At 39.2% G+C, this 15709-nt stretch carries 21 protein-coding genes; 13 read left to right on the forward strand and 8 right to left on the reverse strand.

Going from position 1 to position 15709, the window contains the following annotated elements:
• The first annotated feature begins 450 nt into the window (after positions 1-450).
• Positions 451-1317, forward strand: a complete 867-nt coding sequence (locus tag CUU64_RS03050; RefSeq protein WP_101631800.1) for a VOC family protein — start codon at positions 451-453, stop codon at positions 1315-1317.
• Between the two features lie 327 nt (positions 1318-1644).
• Positions 1645-1932 carry a hypothetical protein gene (locus tag CUU64_RS03055; protein ID WP_101631801.1) on the forward strand — a complete coding sequence of 96 codons (288 nt, stop codon included), beginning with the start codon at positions 1645-1647 and terminating at the stop codon, positions 1930-1932.
• 148 nt (positions 1933-2080) lie between these two features.
• Here the strand turns inward: CUU64_RS03055 and CUU64_RS03060 are convergent, their stop codons facing one another.
• Positions 2081-2308, reverse strand: a complete 228-nt coding sequence (locus CUU64_RS03060) for an alpha/beta-type small acid-soluble spore protein (protein ID WP_101631802.1) — start codon at positions 2306-2308, stop codon at positions 2081-2083.
• A 114-nt stretch (positions 2309-2422) separates the two neighbouring features.
• Here CUU64_RS03060 and CUU64_RS03065 point away from each other — a divergent pair, with 114 nt between their 5' ends.
• The 3 genes from CUU64_RS03065 (at position 2423) to CUU64_RS03075 (ending at position 5078) form a co-directional block, all read left to right on the forward strand.
• Positions 2423-2644, forward strand: coding sequence for an aldo/keto reductase (locus CUU64_RS03065; protein WP_142383587.1), 222 nt, complete (start codon positions 2423-2425; stop codon positions 2642-2644).
• 150 nt (positions 2645-2794) lie between these two features.
• Complete coding sequence (locus CUU64_RS03070) at positions 2795-3313, forward strand: hypothetical protein (RefSeq protein ID WP_101631803.1); 519 nt, start codon at positions 2795-2797, stop codon at positions 3311-3313.
• Positions 3314-3470: 157 nt separating this feature from the next.
• The gene (locus CUU64_RS03075; protein ID WP_101631804.1) at positions 3471-5078 is read left to right on the forward strand and encodes a glycosyl hydrolase family 28-related protein; all 1608 of its coding nucleotides are present in this window, start codon (positions 3471-3473) and stop codon (positions 5076-5078) included.
• Between the two features lie 30 nt (positions 5079-5108).
• Here the strand turns inward: CUU64_RS03075 and CUU64_RS03080 are convergent, their stop codons facing one another.
• Positions 5109-5471 (reverse strand): YpbS family protein, encoded by a 363-nt coding sequence (locus CUU64_RS03080; protein ID WP_308302325.1) that lies wholly within the window; start codon positions 5469-5471, stop codon positions 5109-5111.
• A 137-nt stretch (positions 5472-5608) separates the two neighbouring features.
• Here CUU64_RS03080 and ligD point away from each other — a divergent pair, with 137 nt between their 5' ends.
• The 4 genes from ligD (at position 5609) to CUU64_RS03095 (ending at position 7973) form a co-directional block, all read left to right on the forward strand.
• A complete protein-coding gene (ligD, locus tag CUU64_RS03085) occupies positions 5609-6508 on the forward strand; it encodes a non-homologous end-joining DNA ligase (protein ID WP_101631805.1) in 900 nt (299 codons plus the stop codon).
• Between the two features lie 64 nt (positions 6509-6572).
• Complete coding sequence (locus CUU64_RS03090) at positions 6573-6926, forward strand: P-loop NTPase family protein (protein WP_101631806.1); 354 nt, start codon at positions 6573-6575, stop codon at positions 6924-6926.
• Between the two features lie 79 nt (positions 6927-7005).
• Entirely contained in the window at positions 7006-7146 is a 141-nt protein-coding gene (locus CUU64_RS21820) for a hypothetical protein (protein WP_180954444.1), read from the forward strand.
• Positions 7147-7283: 137 nt separating this feature from the next.
• On the forward strand, positions 7284-7973 hold the full coding sequence (locus CUU64_RS03095; protein ID WP_101631807.1) for a hypothetical protein: 690 nt from the start codon (positions 7284-7286) through the stop codon (positions 7971-7973).
• Between the two features lie 58 nt (positions 7974-8031).
• On the opposite strand, the gene CUU64_RS03100 is transcribed toward CUU64_RS03095, so the two are convergent.
• Entirely contained in the window at positions 8032-8976 is a 945-nt protein-coding gene (locus tag CUU64_RS03100) for an L-lactate dehydrogenase (RefSeq protein WP_101631808.1), read from the reverse strand.
• Between the two features lie 539 nt (positions 8977-9515).
• On the opposite strand from CUU64_RS03100, the gene CUU64_RS03105 reads away from it, so the two are divergent.
• Positions 9516-10517 carry a LysM peptidoglycan-binding domain-containing protein gene (locus tag CUU64_RS03105; protein ID WP_101631809.1) on the forward strand — a complete coding sequence of 334 codons (1002 nt, stop codon included), beginning with the start codon at positions 9516-9518 and terminating at the stop codon, positions 10515-10517.
• 391 nt (positions 10518-10908) lie between these two features.
• On the opposite strand, the gene CUU64_RS03110 is transcribed toward CUU64_RS03105, so the two are convergent.
• Entirely contained in the window at positions 10909-12057 is a 1149-nt protein-coding gene (locus CUU64_RS03110; protein ID WP_101631810.1) for a glycoside hydrolase family 18 protein, read from the reverse strand.
• A gap of 195 nt (positions 12058-12252) precedes the next feature.
• Complete coding sequence (locus tag CUU64_RS03115) at positions 12253-12477, reverse strand: aspartyl-phosphate phosphatase Spo0E family protein (RefSeq protein ID WP_101631811.1); 225 nt, start codon at positions 12475-12477, stop codon at positions 12253-12255.
• Positions 12478-12728: 251 nt separating this feature from the next.
• Between CUU64_RS03115 and CUU64_RS03120 the strand changes: the two genes are divergently transcribed.
• Positions 12729-13136, forward strand: coding sequence for an acyl-CoA thioesterase (locus tag CUU64_RS03120; RefSeq protein ID WP_101631812.1), 408 nt, complete (start codon positions 12729-12731; stop codon positions 13134-13136).
• Between the two features lie 109 nt (positions 13137-13245).
• On the forward strand, positions 13246-13515 hold the full coding sequence (locus CUU64_RS03125) for a DUF1292 domain-containing protein (protein WP_101631813.1): 270 nt from the start codon (positions 13246-13248) through the stop codon (positions 13513-13515).
• Between the two features lie 385 nt (positions 13516-13900).
• Here CUU64_RS03125 and CUU64_RS03130 read toward each other — a convergent pair whose 3' ends face one another.
• Entirely contained in the window at positions 13901-14110 is a 210-nt protein-coding gene (locus tag CUU64_RS03130; protein ID WP_101631814.1) for a hypothetical protein, read from the reverse strand.
• Between the two features lie 265 nt (positions 14111-14375).
• Here CUU64_RS03130 and CUU64_RS03135 point away from each other — a divergent pair, with 265 nt between their 5' ends.
• Positions 14376-14951, forward strand: coding sequence for a GNAT family N-acetyltransferase (locus tag CUU64_RS03135; RefSeq protein WP_101631815.1), 576 nt, complete (start codon positions 14376-14378; stop codon positions 14949-14951).
• A gap of 223 nt (positions 14952-15174) precedes the next feature.
• Here CUU64_RS03135 and CUU64_RS22450 read toward each other — a convergent pair whose 3' ends face one another.
• Together CUU64_RS22450 and CUU64_RS21825 are read right to left on the reverse strand one after the other, a co-directional pair.
• Positions 15175-15309 (reverse strand): hypothetical protein, encoded by a 135-nt coding sequence (locus tag CUU64_RS22450; protein WP_257985393.1) that lies wholly within the window; start codon positions 15307-15309, stop codon positions 15175-15177.
• A 99-nt stretch (positions 15310-15408) separates the two neighbouring features.
• Entirely contained in the window at positions 15409-15585 is a 177-nt protein-coding gene (locus tag CUU64_RS21825; protein ID WP_180954445.1) for a hypothetical protein, read from the reverse strand.
• Positions 15586-15709: the final 124 nt, after the last annotated feature.

A 15709-nucleotide genomic window follows, 5' to 3' on the forward strand; every position in this document is an offset into this window, starting at 1 on the left:
ACATGAACATACGGCTGTTCCCGAATTATCAATAGACTCCCTAAGGGGAATGCCGAAATAAATGAAATTCAAATTTCACAACATTCAGTGGCCAACCTTGTTTATATAAGAACATTGATTGTATGGATCGCGTAAACGAATCCATTGTAAAACCAGTTACAAAACTGCACCGATGGAAATTTACAGTATTGTATCACGACGGCAAAATAATGGAGGTAACAACTTACGAAGATGCTATAAATGCATTGTTTTCCGGTTCCATCCTAATTCGTGAACCTCACAAAATAAATGGTGGACCGTACAGTTGGTAAAATCCTCGAATTACTTCTTTTTATATCATATTGGTAACAACGAAAAACATATTCTTGACAGTTCCCCAATTTCAAAATTATACTTACTTACATAAAGTAACTAAAAATAAACGAACCATTTATGAAGAGGGGTCGCAAAATGAATTTTCATAAACCGCCTTATACCTATGTTAAGCATGTAGACTTAAAGGTTGCGGACTTAGATCGATCGATTACGTTTTATAAGGAAATAATTGGACTACGCATACTGCAACAATCCGAAAAAAAAGCGGCGCTCACCGCTGATGGCAAGACGACTCTCATCACCATTGAACAACCGGAAAACGTAACTCCTGTTCAACCTAACCGCACTGGATTATACCATTTGGCCTTGCTTGTTCCAAATAGGGTCGACTTGTCCGTAGTACTTCGCCACCTGCTCGAGACACGATATCCCCTGCAGGGCGCTTCCGATCATCTTGTGAGCGAAGCCATCTATTTAGCAGATCCGGATGGCAATGGAATTGAAATTTACCGTGACCGCCCTTCTGATGAATGGGAATGGGACGGCAGTGAGGTTGTAATGACAACCGAACCATTGCAGGGCCAAGATTTATTGGCTGAAGGATTAGGAAAGGAATGGAACGGATTGCCTAGCGGAACGATCATGGGACATATTCATTTGCAGGTATCCGATCTCGATTTGGCAGAGCAATTTTACTGCAGAGGACTCGGTTTTGATCTTGTAAACAGCAAATATGGTCAAAGCGCTCGATTTGTATCGTCAGGCGGATACCATCACCATATCGGGTTGAATACTTGGCACAGCAAAGGAGCTCAGGCCGCTGAGCCAAACAGCGTGGGTCTAAAATCGTTCTCTGTGGTGCTGCCGACAGAAGAAGCAAGAAGTACAGCTATAAATCAATTACGCGCCTTAGGTGCACAGGTAACAGAGGAAAATAACGAAGTGTTTACAAAGGATCCTGCGGGCAACTTAATTCAACTTGAGGTACACACATCAATATAAAAAGCGATGTTATAGGAGGAAAGGACAGAACCCAATGTGTTGGTACTGTCCTTTTTTCATATGAAGTCAAAGGGGCTATCGTATATATTCCATCCCAAATAACCTGGTTATCGAACTTAGTCAATAAATCTGTTTAAAATTGCTTTACTAACGTACAACTTCTGTTTGTGAATCGAATAAAAAATCAGCCAAAGGGTGTTCCTTGAAATAAGTTACAGTAGCGGAAGTTTATAAAGGAATTGGTTTTTATTGGATGGTTGATTGGTAATGAAAACTGGGCATAATGTGGAGGAAATTATTTGGAAACTAATTAAAGGAGGAGACAACATGCCTGAAGAAAATCTATTCTCACCGGATCCTTTTGTACAAGAGAAGGTTGAAGACATTTGGCGTACAACATGTGGCACCTGGAAGAATTGTTCTGAAAGCAACATCCAAGAACTTTTATTGAAATGTGAAGAACAAGGCATTGATCCACAGTATTGTATGAGCTGGGTGGAGGAGCACAGCGGGAACATACCAAATTGGGACGGTGTTTCGGATGCTGCCCGGCAATGGGTAAACAACCATACGTCCACTGGTTCTCCGATTGTGTCATCTGATTTAAGTGACTAATTAATGCTTTAGCTAACGCGTTTGGACTGCTTTAGCTTTTCAGGGAAGAAAAAATTGAAGGCTGCCTGTTAGAAACAGGCAGCCTAAGCCATAATATTTAATTTTATAAATTGGAGATACAATTTGTTTACTTGATTCAATTACTTAATTAGCGAGTAGTACCGCCCATTTGTTGTCCAAATTGGCCTGCTAATTGAGATTGAGCTGTAGCAACTAAACGCTTAGTGATTTCTCCACCAACAGAACCGTTAGCGCGAGATACTGTTTCAGCTCCAAGCTGGACACCGAATTCAGTAGCGATTTCGTATTTCATTGCATCGATAGCTTGTTGTGCTCCTGGCACTAGCTTGTCACGATTTCCACCACGTCTTGACATGTTTTTCACCTCCTTTGCTGTTTGTAATATTAATGTCCCTTGTTTCTCGATTATTGATACTTTGTAAATATTGGCTAAATAAGAAATGCTAGCTAACCCAGGTTATCTCCCCAATTGAACGATATTGCGGAAGCTCCTCACGTGAAGCCTCTTCAAATTGTATTAGCATGGACGATACGTACGGAAGGAGTCATATCCATTCCGAAAGCAGTGAAGGAGCCGCATATTTTTGAGAACGCAAAAGCGGCCACCATACTCTTTACCCAAGAAGAACTGGATCGATTAGATGTCGCCTTTCCAAAACCACCACAGAAAGTACCTTTAGATATAATTTAACAGTCTAGATTATTTGACCTAACAAACAAAAAAACAGCATAAAAATAATTTGTAAAGAGGAAAAATGCCTCCTGAAATCGTATTTAATCATTAGGATTTCATTTGGAGGTTTTTTTGTAAGCAATTAGGAGAGAGAGTGGGGGATAAGGGATGGGGGAATTACGAGAAAAGAAAAGTAAACACACTGGGACCACCGTGATGCTTACCGTTTTGGCGTTTGTTTTTATCGGTATTCCTATAGCACACTCCAGCACTGATGATCATGGACGCAGCGTGTATAATACCGCATGGAGTGAGGAAAAAAACGGGATTGTAACGACAATCGACCAAGTAAAGATTTACCGGACGGAGAAAAACATCGATGAGGGATTCGATAATGAGCTGTCAGTTTCGGTAAAGATTGAAAACACAACAGGACATAGCATCTACGCCACTCCCGAAGAGGGAAAATTAGTGATTGGCAAAATTCAAATGAACGCAAATACTGATGCAAGCGATAAAATAGGCCGAGAAATTTTGAGCGGTGCGGTAAGCGAAGGAACGGTTCGATATCAGCTTAAAGAAGATATTAATATCAGATCCATTAAGAAAATCCGCTTATCCTGGCCCCAATCGGACGAAAAAGTAAAACCCGAAAGTAATGATATTACCATCAACTTAGCAAAATGATGCTCAGTAGAATATAAAGAAAAATACTGAATATTTCAATCATATGCTTAGAGCATATGTTTTTTTATTCGCTTTTTTAGCTTTTCACATAATTGGTTACATCACTTTTAAAAGGGGAATATTCCAAATAAGGATAATATGAGGTGATAAAACAGGGATGATTTATTTAAGCAAAACACATAACCCTATGAACAACAGAAAAATAATAGAAGCGTATACAGGAGTAAGAAGTCATAAGCTTAAAAATGCATGGGATGAAACGGACCGGCTCTTTAAAAAACACAGTAGAAATTATCCAGTGCCTTCCGTTTTTTCTATTAAATCTGTGCTAGATGGAATAAAATCAATGAGCATTTTTTTATTGGTAAAATCTATTAAAGCAGACCAATTCTGGATGGGTGATACATCTATAGATAGGAATGGCAACATTTTTCCAGATTGGAAAAGTATACTGGACCAGGAATCGGATAACTTGCTAAGAAAGGTCAGAAGGGAAGTATCGGTAACCGACTTCGGTGCTGTTGGCGATGGGGCAACTGATAACACCGAAGCATTTAAAAAGGCAATTGCAAATGGAAGGGTAAAGGTGGTTATTCCAGAAGGGACATTTGTAGTAAAGGGATTAAAGCTTCCTTCTTACACTTTTTTGGCGGGCGCTGGAAAAGAGAAAACCGTGCTCAAGCTTCACGATGCGGCGCCTAAAGAGGAATGGCTCATAACTAACGCACATCATGTTAAAGGAGATCGTAATATCCATGTAGAAGGGATGAGTTTGGACTGGAATGTTGAAAGGTTGGGCAACGTGGAATCGACTGCCGCCGGAAACAATCGGTCCAGCTGTCTGACTTTTGCTAATGTAACTTTTGGTTGGGTAAAAAATGTTGAAGCGATTAATCCAGGACTACATTGTTTTGACGTATCTTCTACTGTTTACACGTATCTTGGGGATGGAACACGCAGCCGGGGCGGCAGCAAATATATCTGGCTTGATAACCTCAATGGCTATGGTTTTGGGGACGATGGCATCACCACACATCACAGCGACTATATTTATATAACAAATTCTCATATGTGTGACCCAAGCGGGAGATCCCACAAAAAAGGGTTCAGCAATTCAAACGGTATTGAAGTGGATGATGGGTCGCGGAACGTTTGGCTTGTGAATAATTCTACAGCCCGTTGCTTTGGCGGGGTAGAAATTAAAGCACATCATAATGCTTCAGCGGCGTCGAACGTTGTAATTATCGGCCACTTATCCGTAAATGACAATCGTTCCTATAACTTCCGCCATATCGGCCACCATAAACAGTTTGATCCGGAGTCGAAAACCGCCTTTAATATAAAAGCCATGAATATCGTCTCCATCGCTCCCATTTACACCGATTTATATCAGAATTCCACTCCGCGAGGCATGGTGGTTTCCGCTTATAAAAATGTGGCTGTAAACCATTTTACGCTACTAGGCGATCCGGATTATGATTATAAAGGGGAGCCAGTCATTGCAATTCAATACAGGGCCAGAAACGTGGCTATTAAAAACGTAAAATTGCATGGTTTTAAAAATGCGGGAGCCTATATCAAAGTGTTTGGCGGAGAGCAGCGGGCTGACAATGTCTCCATACAGAACGTTCACGCTGACAAGCAAGCGGCTGAATCAATTGACATTGGAGCAAGCATTGAAAGTGCCAATGTGGAGAATATTAACATCGCAGAAAAGATAGATACGAAAGATTCTAAGTTGGCCAAAAAGGGGAACCGCCGATAGGCGCATTCCCCTTTTTTGTTTTTCATCTAATTATTTAGAAGAAAATTTGTTTACATACTCTTTAATCATTTCAGGGGTAACATGTTTTCTTGAAGGCACTACCCTTAATGTTGCAAGTAAATTAATTTTGTCAGTAACTTCATTAATTTTATCGGTTGTAAATGGTTTGTCTTGCTGGCACAAAGAAACTGCTTCATCAATGTAGCGCTCGCGTTGTTCATCGAGAGCTTCAAATTGTTTATAAGTTCGATGCTGTTTATTAGCATGCTTGATTAGATCTTTATGAACACTCATCTTCAAGTTCACTCCTGTTTTTTGACTACCCTCTATAATACCAATTTCTGATTCAATCGTTAAGAGAAATAAATACCTGATTCTAAATGATTTTTTCATTAGCCTCCCGAAAGAAAGACATTTTACTTCCTAGCTTCCGGAATATTGTCCTTCATGTCCCCGATGAAGACCATATCAATGATACTACATAGTTTTTGAAATCTTTACTGAAAATAAGGATAAACGGGGGCAGGACAATGGAAGAAGAATTAGTAATGAGGGGAAAGAGGATCCCCATTACGAACCCTGAACAAATCATTTGGCCTGACTTGGGAATTACAAAATTAGATTATTTAATATATTTAGCCGAAGTAGCACCATACCTTATCAGTCATTCGAAAGATCGTCTTTTGATGATGTGGGTATATCCCCATGGTATAGCAGGGAAGAGAATCGAGAAAAGATCATTACCCGCACGGGCGCCGCTATGGGTTCCAAGCAGTTTTTATAAGGAAAAACAACGGATCCTGTTAAATGATACTTCTACACTTATTTGGGCTGCCGAATACGGAACTGTTGAATTTCATGTTCCATTCGACAGTGTGAGAAAAGAAAATTATCCTTTGGAGCTGGTGTTTGATTTAGACCCTCCTGACGACGAAAGTTTTGGACTAGTGTTAGAGGTAGCGTGTGAATTGAAACGGGTGCTGGAGTCTCTTGGGCTACAGGCTGTTCCAAGGACATCCGGTTCTACAGGCCTGCAAATCTTTGTGCCGATAGCCCCGATATACACATTCGAACAGACAAGGACTATAAACACATTCATTGCGAACTATTTTCTAGAGAAAATGCCTGATAAAATCACCCTGGAGCGTGTGGTTGCGAAGAGAGGCAAAAAGCTTTATTTTGATTATTTACAATTATGGAAGGGCAGAACCATGCCTGCGGTTTATTCCGCACGCGCAAAACCAAAGGCCACCGTAGCTGCACCGGTTACCTGGGAAGAAGTCCAGACAGGCTTTATGCCAACTGACTTTACAATCCTAAATATCAAACAGCGGATTTCCGATAAAGGGGATTTGTTTTCTGCCATCACATTGGAAAAGGAAAATCAAAGCCTTGATGAAATCCTTTCATTCATTCAAAAAGCACTGTAATTCCTGGTCGAACGGGTCACATTTGCTAACCTCCGGAATATGATTTCCCTAAGAGGTGATGTAAATGGAAAATAACACAAATGTTTGTTTTTACTGTAAAAAATTAGTGACATTTACTGCTGAAACATGCCCAAATTGCCATAAACCAAAGAGGTTTATTTTCGAAGATGCCATACAGGCAAGAAAAACTGAAGAATTAAAACAACAAGAAGAATGGAATAGAAAGGAAGTAATGAGGTTAAGGAAACTGAATTCAAGACCCATTCAATGGGAATACATGAAAGCTATTTCACCAACCGAGCATGAAATGAATAAACTGGGGGCCTATGGCTGGGAGCTTGCTGCTACGCAAACTGTGAAACTGAAAAAGGATGAATACATACATGAGTATATATTTAAACGAATTTATAAACAATGAACTATGGCAGCATGTTTGAAACCATTGCCTATAGTTAAAACGGTAATAGAAAGGAAAATGAATTTGGGAGTGAATTCTAATGGTAAACGCACAAGTTCAGAAATACTGCGAACACTGCCGGACAGAGACAGTGCATGATGCACAGGAAGATGCCCTTGAAATAGAATATCGTTGTACCATTTGTAATAACCATGAGGAAGTAATTAAGAATTTTTTCTAGAATGCCTATATTCAATACTTGTTCCGGGCATCCTTCGATGATAAAGTCGCTTACACATTCCCACCATATGGATTGGTGAAAAACTCCGCGTACAGGAAATAATAAGGGCGATAACCTCGAAAGGAAGGGATGCTAGCATGTCGTTAGAATGGTTTGACAGAGTATGCGGAGAGCTCCAGGATAGTCTTGAATCAATCTGTGATAAGTATGATCAAAACGGTGAGATGTCTATTGAACGTGGCGCTAAGCACCCGCGGATTGAATTTTACACAGAGGGTGAAGATGTTGACAGGGAGTATTTCTGTACGTTGTTTTTTGACCCTCATAATGAAGAATTCTATATAGAATCCTTTGAACCGGATCTTGCCCAGGTTAGCAAGGTGGTTTTAACCGATATAGAGGATATCGTTGATGCTGTTCATGAACGTTTTCATGATTATATGAATGGCGACATCATGCAAGAAGATTTAATCGATGAAGATGAAGACATGGATGATGGAATATATTTGGACGAAGAAGAAATACGCGATCTTGATGGGCGCGGCGAAATACAGCTGCTTGAGGAAATTGATGTAGATTGGGAAACTCCTGAAGTAACGGCCTATTATCAAGAAAATGATGTAGAAGTAACCTACCAATTCGGGATTGTTCAAGAGACCGGGGATGGAGTCTTAAAGCGTGTGAACCGGATTTGGACGGATGATGAAGACATGATCAAGGATGAAACAAACTTTATTTTCAGTAAAGAAGAAGCGAGCACCATTATTGCCATGATTGCCAGCCATATGGATTCCCTCACCGAAATGGATTACCAGGGGGAAGTGTAGCTTTAATCGTAAAAAAGAACCAATTCGATCCAGAATTGGTTCTTTTCGCAGTTACTATTTATAGCACTGGTGCCATTGTTTCTTTTAAGACTTTTACGGAATGGGCAAATTGTTCTTTTTCCGCATTATCAAGTTGAATCTCTAGGACTTCACGGATGCCGTGACGGTTGATAACCGCTGGCACGCCGATGTAAACATCATCTTCTCCATATTGTCCATCTAGATAGGCAGAAACAGTGAGGATACTGTTTTCATTGTTTAAAATTGCTTTAGTAACCCTGACAAGGGACATCCCGATTCCATAATAGGTAGCGCCTTTTCTTTCAATGATATGATAAGCAGTATCACGAACATTGACAAAGATTCCATTCAGACAATCATTGTCGGCTCCTTTTCGCGCAAGTGCCTGGTTAATTGGTTCGATCCCTATGGAAGCCTGGCTCCAAACAGGAAGCTCCGTATCTCCGTGTTCCCCGATGATGTAGGCATGGACATTCCTTGTATCGATATTAAAATAATCACCCAGCATGTAGCGGAGCCTTGCTGAATCGAGGGTTGTTCCTGAACCGATGACTCTTTCCTTGGGAAGCCCGGATTCTTTCCAGGTCACATAAGTCAAAATATCTACTGGATTTGTAGCAACTAAAAAGATACCGTGAAAACCGCTGTCCATCACATTTTTCACAATGGCCTTAAATATTTCGGCATTTTTTTCCACAAGATCCAACCGTGTTTCGCCAGGTTTTTGGGCAAGGCCAGCTGTAATCACAACTAAATCTGCTGTTCCACAATCTTCGTATTTTCCGCTCCAAACTTTTATAGGGGAGGGCGCAAATGGCATACCATGGTTCAAGTCCATCGCTTCACCTTCAGCTTTCATTTCATTCACATCGATTAAGACTAGTTCCTCGGCAACACCCTGGTTGATCATAGAATAAGCAAAACTGCAGCCTACAGCACCTGTTCCAATTAATACAACGCGATCGACTTTTTCATTTCTCATAATGAAAAACTCCCTTCAATATGTCCATTTAGAATCATATCAAGCTTACAAATCCAAGGTTTAGCACTATACATAATGGTGTGTGTACTTTTTCAATACGTAACGATTCAGCGGAAATTGATTGGTTTGATCCTCAAGTACCGAAATAAACCATGTCGTAGTGCAGATTGTATTATCTTGTTGCATCTTTCTTGCGTAAAATGTTAGTCGAGTAAGTTTATTGTATAAATGACAAATTCTAAGATTTCTAGCGAGATTTCTACTTTTTGTTGAGAAATCCCATTTTGTTGGACCCATACTTATTATATCCCGCATATTGTGAAAAACTTCACATAAATTCGAACAAATCATGAACAATTAGAATGAAAGCTTCTTTAGAACCAATTATGTTTTTAATTCCCATTAAAATTTTGATTAAATTACTTAAAAATCTAAACTCTAACAAACAATATTTACCAGAAGGAAAAACAGATGAAGTTCTCTATTATTCACTTAATCTTCCGATATAAAAAACAAAAAAAGATTTCGGGGGATAAAAGATGAATACGAAGAAATGGTTAATAGGCATTACCACGTCCGCGGTAATACTATGGGGAGGGTCCGTTACTTCCGCGCATGAGAAAACATACACTGTGAAATCTGGGGATACGTTATGGAAGATAGCGACAGGAAACAGTGTTTCCGTTGAAAATATTAAAAAGTGGAACGGCTTGAAAAGCAATCAAATCGTTACTGGGCAAAAATTATCTATGTTAGCTCCGCATACACACGAAATTTCATATATTGTTAAACAAGGAAACACCCTGCCTACTATCGCAAAAAATTATAATCTGCTAATAGCAGATATTAAATTAAAAAATAACCTCACGAGCGACACAATCCGCCCTGGACAAAAATTGCTCCTTCCTAATCAAAAAGGGACATATAGTAGCCATACTGTAATAAAAGGGGATACATTATTTAAGATTTCCAGGGATTATAATGTTCCACTACAAAATTTGAAGCTTTTCAATAACTTAAACACAGATGCTGTAAACATAGGACAAGTTTTGAAGCTTACAGCACCGGTAAATGCTGTGGCTGCAAACTCTGAGATATACATACAAGACGGGGTTTTTCCACTTGCTAAGGGGACGTATAAACCATATAGTGACACTTGGGGCGACTCACGAGCATTTGGCGGAACACGTACCCACGAAGGAACTGATATTTTAGCCGCAAAAGGAACACCACTTTACTCACCAACAGATGGAATCATTGAAAGATATGGCTGGAACGAACTTGGCGGTTGGAGAATCACAATTAAAACGAAAGAAGGATACCTTTTATATTTTGCCCATCTGAGCAAATATGCATCGGGACTTGGTCTCGGAGTTTCAGTGAAAAAGGGGCAATTGATCGGCCAGGTTGGAGATAGCGGTTACGGACCACAGGGCACCACAGGAAAATTCGTTTCTCACTTACACTTTGGCGTATACAATCCTCAGTGGAGGGCAGTAAACGGTTATAAAAATCTTCGCCATTGGGAACTGAATGAATAATTCTGAATCAATTTGGGTCAGGCTGACGGAATCATCGCGCATGAACACCGGGGTCTGACCCTATGTTCAATTCTTATCATTTTTTCTCCTTAGTTTTCTCAAGATATGCATACCCACATATCCAGACAAACATACCATGCCGAACAACCAAACACCCACATAGAAGAATAAAAAATAGTAAACCATAAACATAAAAAGATTGTCTTCCATAATCTTACCGCCTTTCATAATAGAATATGAGTGGACAGCTTTATTTGGAAGCGGTTACATAAAAATGGTTGTTCAAACAGAAAAGGCTTTGTAAACACAGACAGTTGATGTAATGCGAATAATCGAATGTTTAACAAAAAAAGACTGTATTTTCTACATAAATAAGAAAACACAGCCATACTTATTTTTTATCTTGTGTATTTAATGTGTATTGCTTTTCCTGCTCATTTCCTGGCTTCTGCAGTTCATTAGAAATGGCAAGTGCCAAACTATATTTACCTTGCGCATCATGTCCGGCCTCCCAGAGCATCATTCCCCCAAAACCGTTATCAAGTGCCAGTTTAGTTTTTCTTTGCATGGTTAAGGTGCCGTTATAGTGATAGGTGGTTCCGTGCATATGAACTGTATCACGTGTTGCGTTTTTAGGATTATTGTCAACAATCGCGGCATAAGAAACCTGCTTAGATGCTTGATTTTCTGGTTGAGCATAGAAGGGGACGCCTAATACGAGTTTTTTCTTAGATATCCCATTTGAATCAAATAGTTTTGACCAATAGTCCACAATTTTCTTTGTAAACGGATAGGGAGACAAATTAGCGGCATTGTAGCCTCCATCCCATTGGCCATCATAAGCCATAATATTAACATGATCGACATGCTGAAACATCGTGGTGTCAAATACTACATAATTCATTTCGGTTCCCGTCACACTATTAATCTTTGAATACACGGCGATCGACAGTTCTTTATTTATGGCGTGTATTTCATCACTTAACATTTCAGTGAAAACTGCCAGGTTGTGGGCATCTTCATCTGAGCGGGGATGCTCAAAATCAATGTCAATACCATCCAGCTTTTCTTGTTTTGCAACATGAACGAGTTCACGAACAAGTTTAGTTCTGGTATTTGGATTGGATATGGCAACCTTAAAATATTCATAGGATTCTCCGCCTTCAATATGGTACCAACCACCTACTGCGAGAATTGCTTTTGTGTTCTGTTCATGGGCTTTTGAAACCATTGTGCGTAAATTATTCATTGCAGTTTCGCCATTAAACATAAGGGTTCCTTCCTTTGTCGGGTGAGCAAAGGAAAAAATCACATGAGTTACCATCGAATAATCAACCATCCCAGGATCTCGAAAATCCTGGATATACGCCATTAACACTTTGGAGTTTGCTTCTGCAAGCCTGGGCGTTTCCTTAAACTTAAGTTCTTTATTTGACTCGTGTAATTCCTCAACTTCTACATTGCCTGAGTTCATGGAGAGAATAATTCCTAACGATAGGATGGCCAGTAAAAATGCCAGGAGGACAAAAAGTTTTTTCATCAGCCGAGTCCCTTTCAAAATGGTAAAAAATCTATCTCAAATTGTACCAAAAAAGAAGAGAAGTTGACTGTGGTAAAATCATCCTGGTCAAATATTATGTACCAGCAAAATTATGAGGGGAAAGGAGAAAAGATAGGAAAGGTTGATAGTTAGGGAGTAATGAAGCTTTTTAATTAGTAACGCTTTCATTACTCCCTAACCAAAAGGCGTTTTTTCAATGGTGTTCACACTTACCCTTTCTCTATTTTTGTTTTCTTCATTCCTGCAATTCCTTTGATAAACCGTGATTAGCTGGTCTAGTTGTTGACTGCAGCTGAGCGTTTCATGGCTGTTCAAGCCGGTTGCTTCCACAATGCGAATCAAATCCTTTTTAAGCTGTTTGATCCTGTGCTCTAATTTTTCGTTTGATCTGAACAACATAAAAAATTCCCCTAATCATCGATTTTTTCTTTAATCATTTATATCAATAAACATAGTGGACATAAAATACATTATGCAGAAAATATTCAATGAATGGAAGGTTTTTGACAAATGTTCCTTAAATATGACAAATAAACAGAAAATTTTATATTTGCGGTTCCCAGTAACACGCTGTGGAAGGAATTTGCGCGATATATAACGAACTACAATAATGAAAGAAGGCTTAATAATGAAAAGAGGTTAAAGCACGAATGGTGTACACAGAATATGAACTCCTGTCAGAATCAGGCCATGGCCACGTAAGCAATGTGACACTTTTTGATTATTTAGACCAAGCGCGCAAGGAGTGGTATTATTTTTGCAGGATGCACGACGTTTCAGCAGTCGTAGTACATGTTAGCATGGACTTTAAAAAGGAAATATTTGATAAAGAAAAGCTCTACATCAAGACAGTCATGAATCGAGTTGGAAACACAAGCTTCACCCTAACTCAAACGATAGTCAACCAGCAAAAAGAACTTGTGGCCCAAGCTGAAGTTGTTCTTGCCACCATTGACCGGGAAACAAGGATGAAAGTTAGCGTTCCCGATGAATTAAGGACGCTTCTGAATAATAATGAAGTTTTGGATTATAAACACTCTGTTACAGCCAACAAATGACTACCTGGATGCCTATTAAAAAATACATATTTTGAGCATGAAATTCATTGGATTAGGGAAGATAATAATTAGTAATATCAGTGATGAGTTTTCGAGAGGGGGATGTACCTTGGAAAAAGTGGAAGTCGGCGAAATTTTTACGATCAGCGATGCAGATGACGAAGAGCAGGAAGTGGAAGTCCTGGCGATGTTAACGCTAGAAAATACTGATTACGTAGCAGTAAGCTTTGTTGAAGATCTTCGAGAAGAAAATGAAGGAGATATCGATATTTTCTTTTTAAAGGTGGACGAGGAAGGCGATTTGTCAGCAATAGAGAGTGACACGGAATTTGAGAGAGTCTCTGTGGCGTTTGACGATATTTTGGAAGAAGAAGATTAGAACGTGCATGAAGGTAGTGGAATGAACGGAATGCCTAACCATTAATGGTTGGGCATTCTTTTGTTTAACTTGAAAACCCCATTCAAATTAGGAGGATATGTTTTACATGTGAGTTGAGTTTAAGCGTGTTTTAACTTTAGATTGGTACGTATTTCTGACCAGATCGCAATAGCAAGGCCTCCAACAGTATCTTTAATGAGGTCAGTCATCGTATATTGTTTCCTCCTTTTTGATATTTGGTTAAAGATCTTATTTTTATTCGTATAAAAACAATAAAGGTGTCAGTTGGAAGGGGAATCCACACCTTAAAGCAGAAAAAGCTATAAAACGTGAAAAAAGCTGCAAAAATAGCAGCTTTTTCCACTAGGGCTATCTGCATCTCAATTTAATCCCTCTGGTGTTCTCCCTTTAGCGAAGAGGTGGCGCCCCTATGGCCTTCTTCCTTTTTAAAGCCTTTATCCAGTCTTCCTGCATTTTCAATATCCCCGGAAGCCTCGTACCCGGCAATTGGTTCATTGGTTGTCGTACCATATAAGCCCATGCCTCCAAGCTCAACATTCAACTTTTCTTCAACCTTTTCTATATGACGATCCATTTTTTCACCTCCTGGTAATAAGGTAACCAAAAAACAAAAAGACAGTAGAATAGGCATTATATACATGATGTAGTAACCTCTCTGTATGAAACAAAACTACCTTTATTTACGGCAGATGCTAATTCAGAGTTTATAATCACCAAAATTGTGTTAATTCAAGATAGCAGAATTAAATGCTCAAAATGAACAAATACTCTAGACATAAAAAATATCTACATTATATTTGGGTAGAAAAATATTGTAGAATGTGAAAAGGAGCATGCTCATGCATTGGTATGAAAAGTTAAATCAATACTTTCCCGTTGAAGAAATGAAATCTAGAGAACACATGGAAACCTTGCTTCGTGAACGGTCAGATATTTATCAAAAAGATGAAAGTCCGAATCATGTGTTGCTATACGTTGAATTAAGTAATTTTGTATTCGTTGATTATTTATTTATATCAAAAGATGCCCGTGGGCAGGGTCTAGGCCATAAATTAATAGAGAAATTAAAACGGAAAGGGAAGCCAATCATACTTGAAGTAGAACCAATGAATTACGAAGACAGCGACTCAGAAAAACGATTGCATTTCTATAAACGGGAAGGGTTTCAACATGCCATATCCATCGGCTACGAGAGAAAATCGCTGGCTACACAAGAGAATAATAAAATGGAAATTTTATTCTGGGCACCAAGCAATGAATCCGAAGAAATGATTTACAATGCCATGAAAAAGACATATGAGATGATACACACGTATAAGGATCGGCAATTCTATGGTGAAGCTTATGAGCCAGTCGATGAGGTGCTGACCTTTAATAAAGAAGTTGATAAGGAAAATATATTAGATAAGCTTTAAGGCTATTTTCGACAGAGTAATGGGATCAATAATGAAACAGGCGGCCGGCCAGAAAGTACTTAACTCCTAGTTCGTACCATTCGATTATGGTTCGCATACACATCAAGGTAAGGTAGAGAATCAATTAGGGAAACGGGGAGACTATTGATATTGGGGGTTAAGTAAGGGGAAAACATAATACGAAAGCCGCTAAAAATAGCGGCGGGTTAATAAAATGTAACTACTATTTTGCATTACGTGGAGGCTTATTAGTTGGATAAATGGCTTTTTCGACGTCTTCTGCTGCGATAACGGGATCAACTGTGTTGCTACTTGGTTTCCCATTCTGGCTATATCCTTTATCACGTTTTTGGCTCATCTTACTCACTCCTTTGATTTCATCTACTTATTGGATTCATTTATAAGATAGGGGTAATAAACGAAAAAGATTGAATTTTATCAAAGAAAAGCTCCTACGCTACGGTTTTCGAGTTCGGCTTTCTGGCCCAACACCTGTATCATCAATCACTTCAGGCTGTCCGGATGCACCGAAGCCTTCTAAAAGGTCAAATTCTGTTGCAGGTCTTTGTGTTTCTTCCACCATTTCATTTTTCATTGGCGGCACTTGATTATTTCGGGATTGGCGTTCATCCATCCTAGTTCCTCCTTTCATCACTTGATTATTATACTGTCCTATCAATTAACAATTATCAAAGCCACTGATCGAGCAGCTTTATAGACGATCATCCTCCCACGCCCTACTATAATTTTTTATATCG

Source organism: Bacillus sp. V5-8f (genome assembly GCF_002863565.1).
GTDB lineage: Bacteria > Bacillota > Bacilli > Bacillales > DSM-1321 > Peribacillus.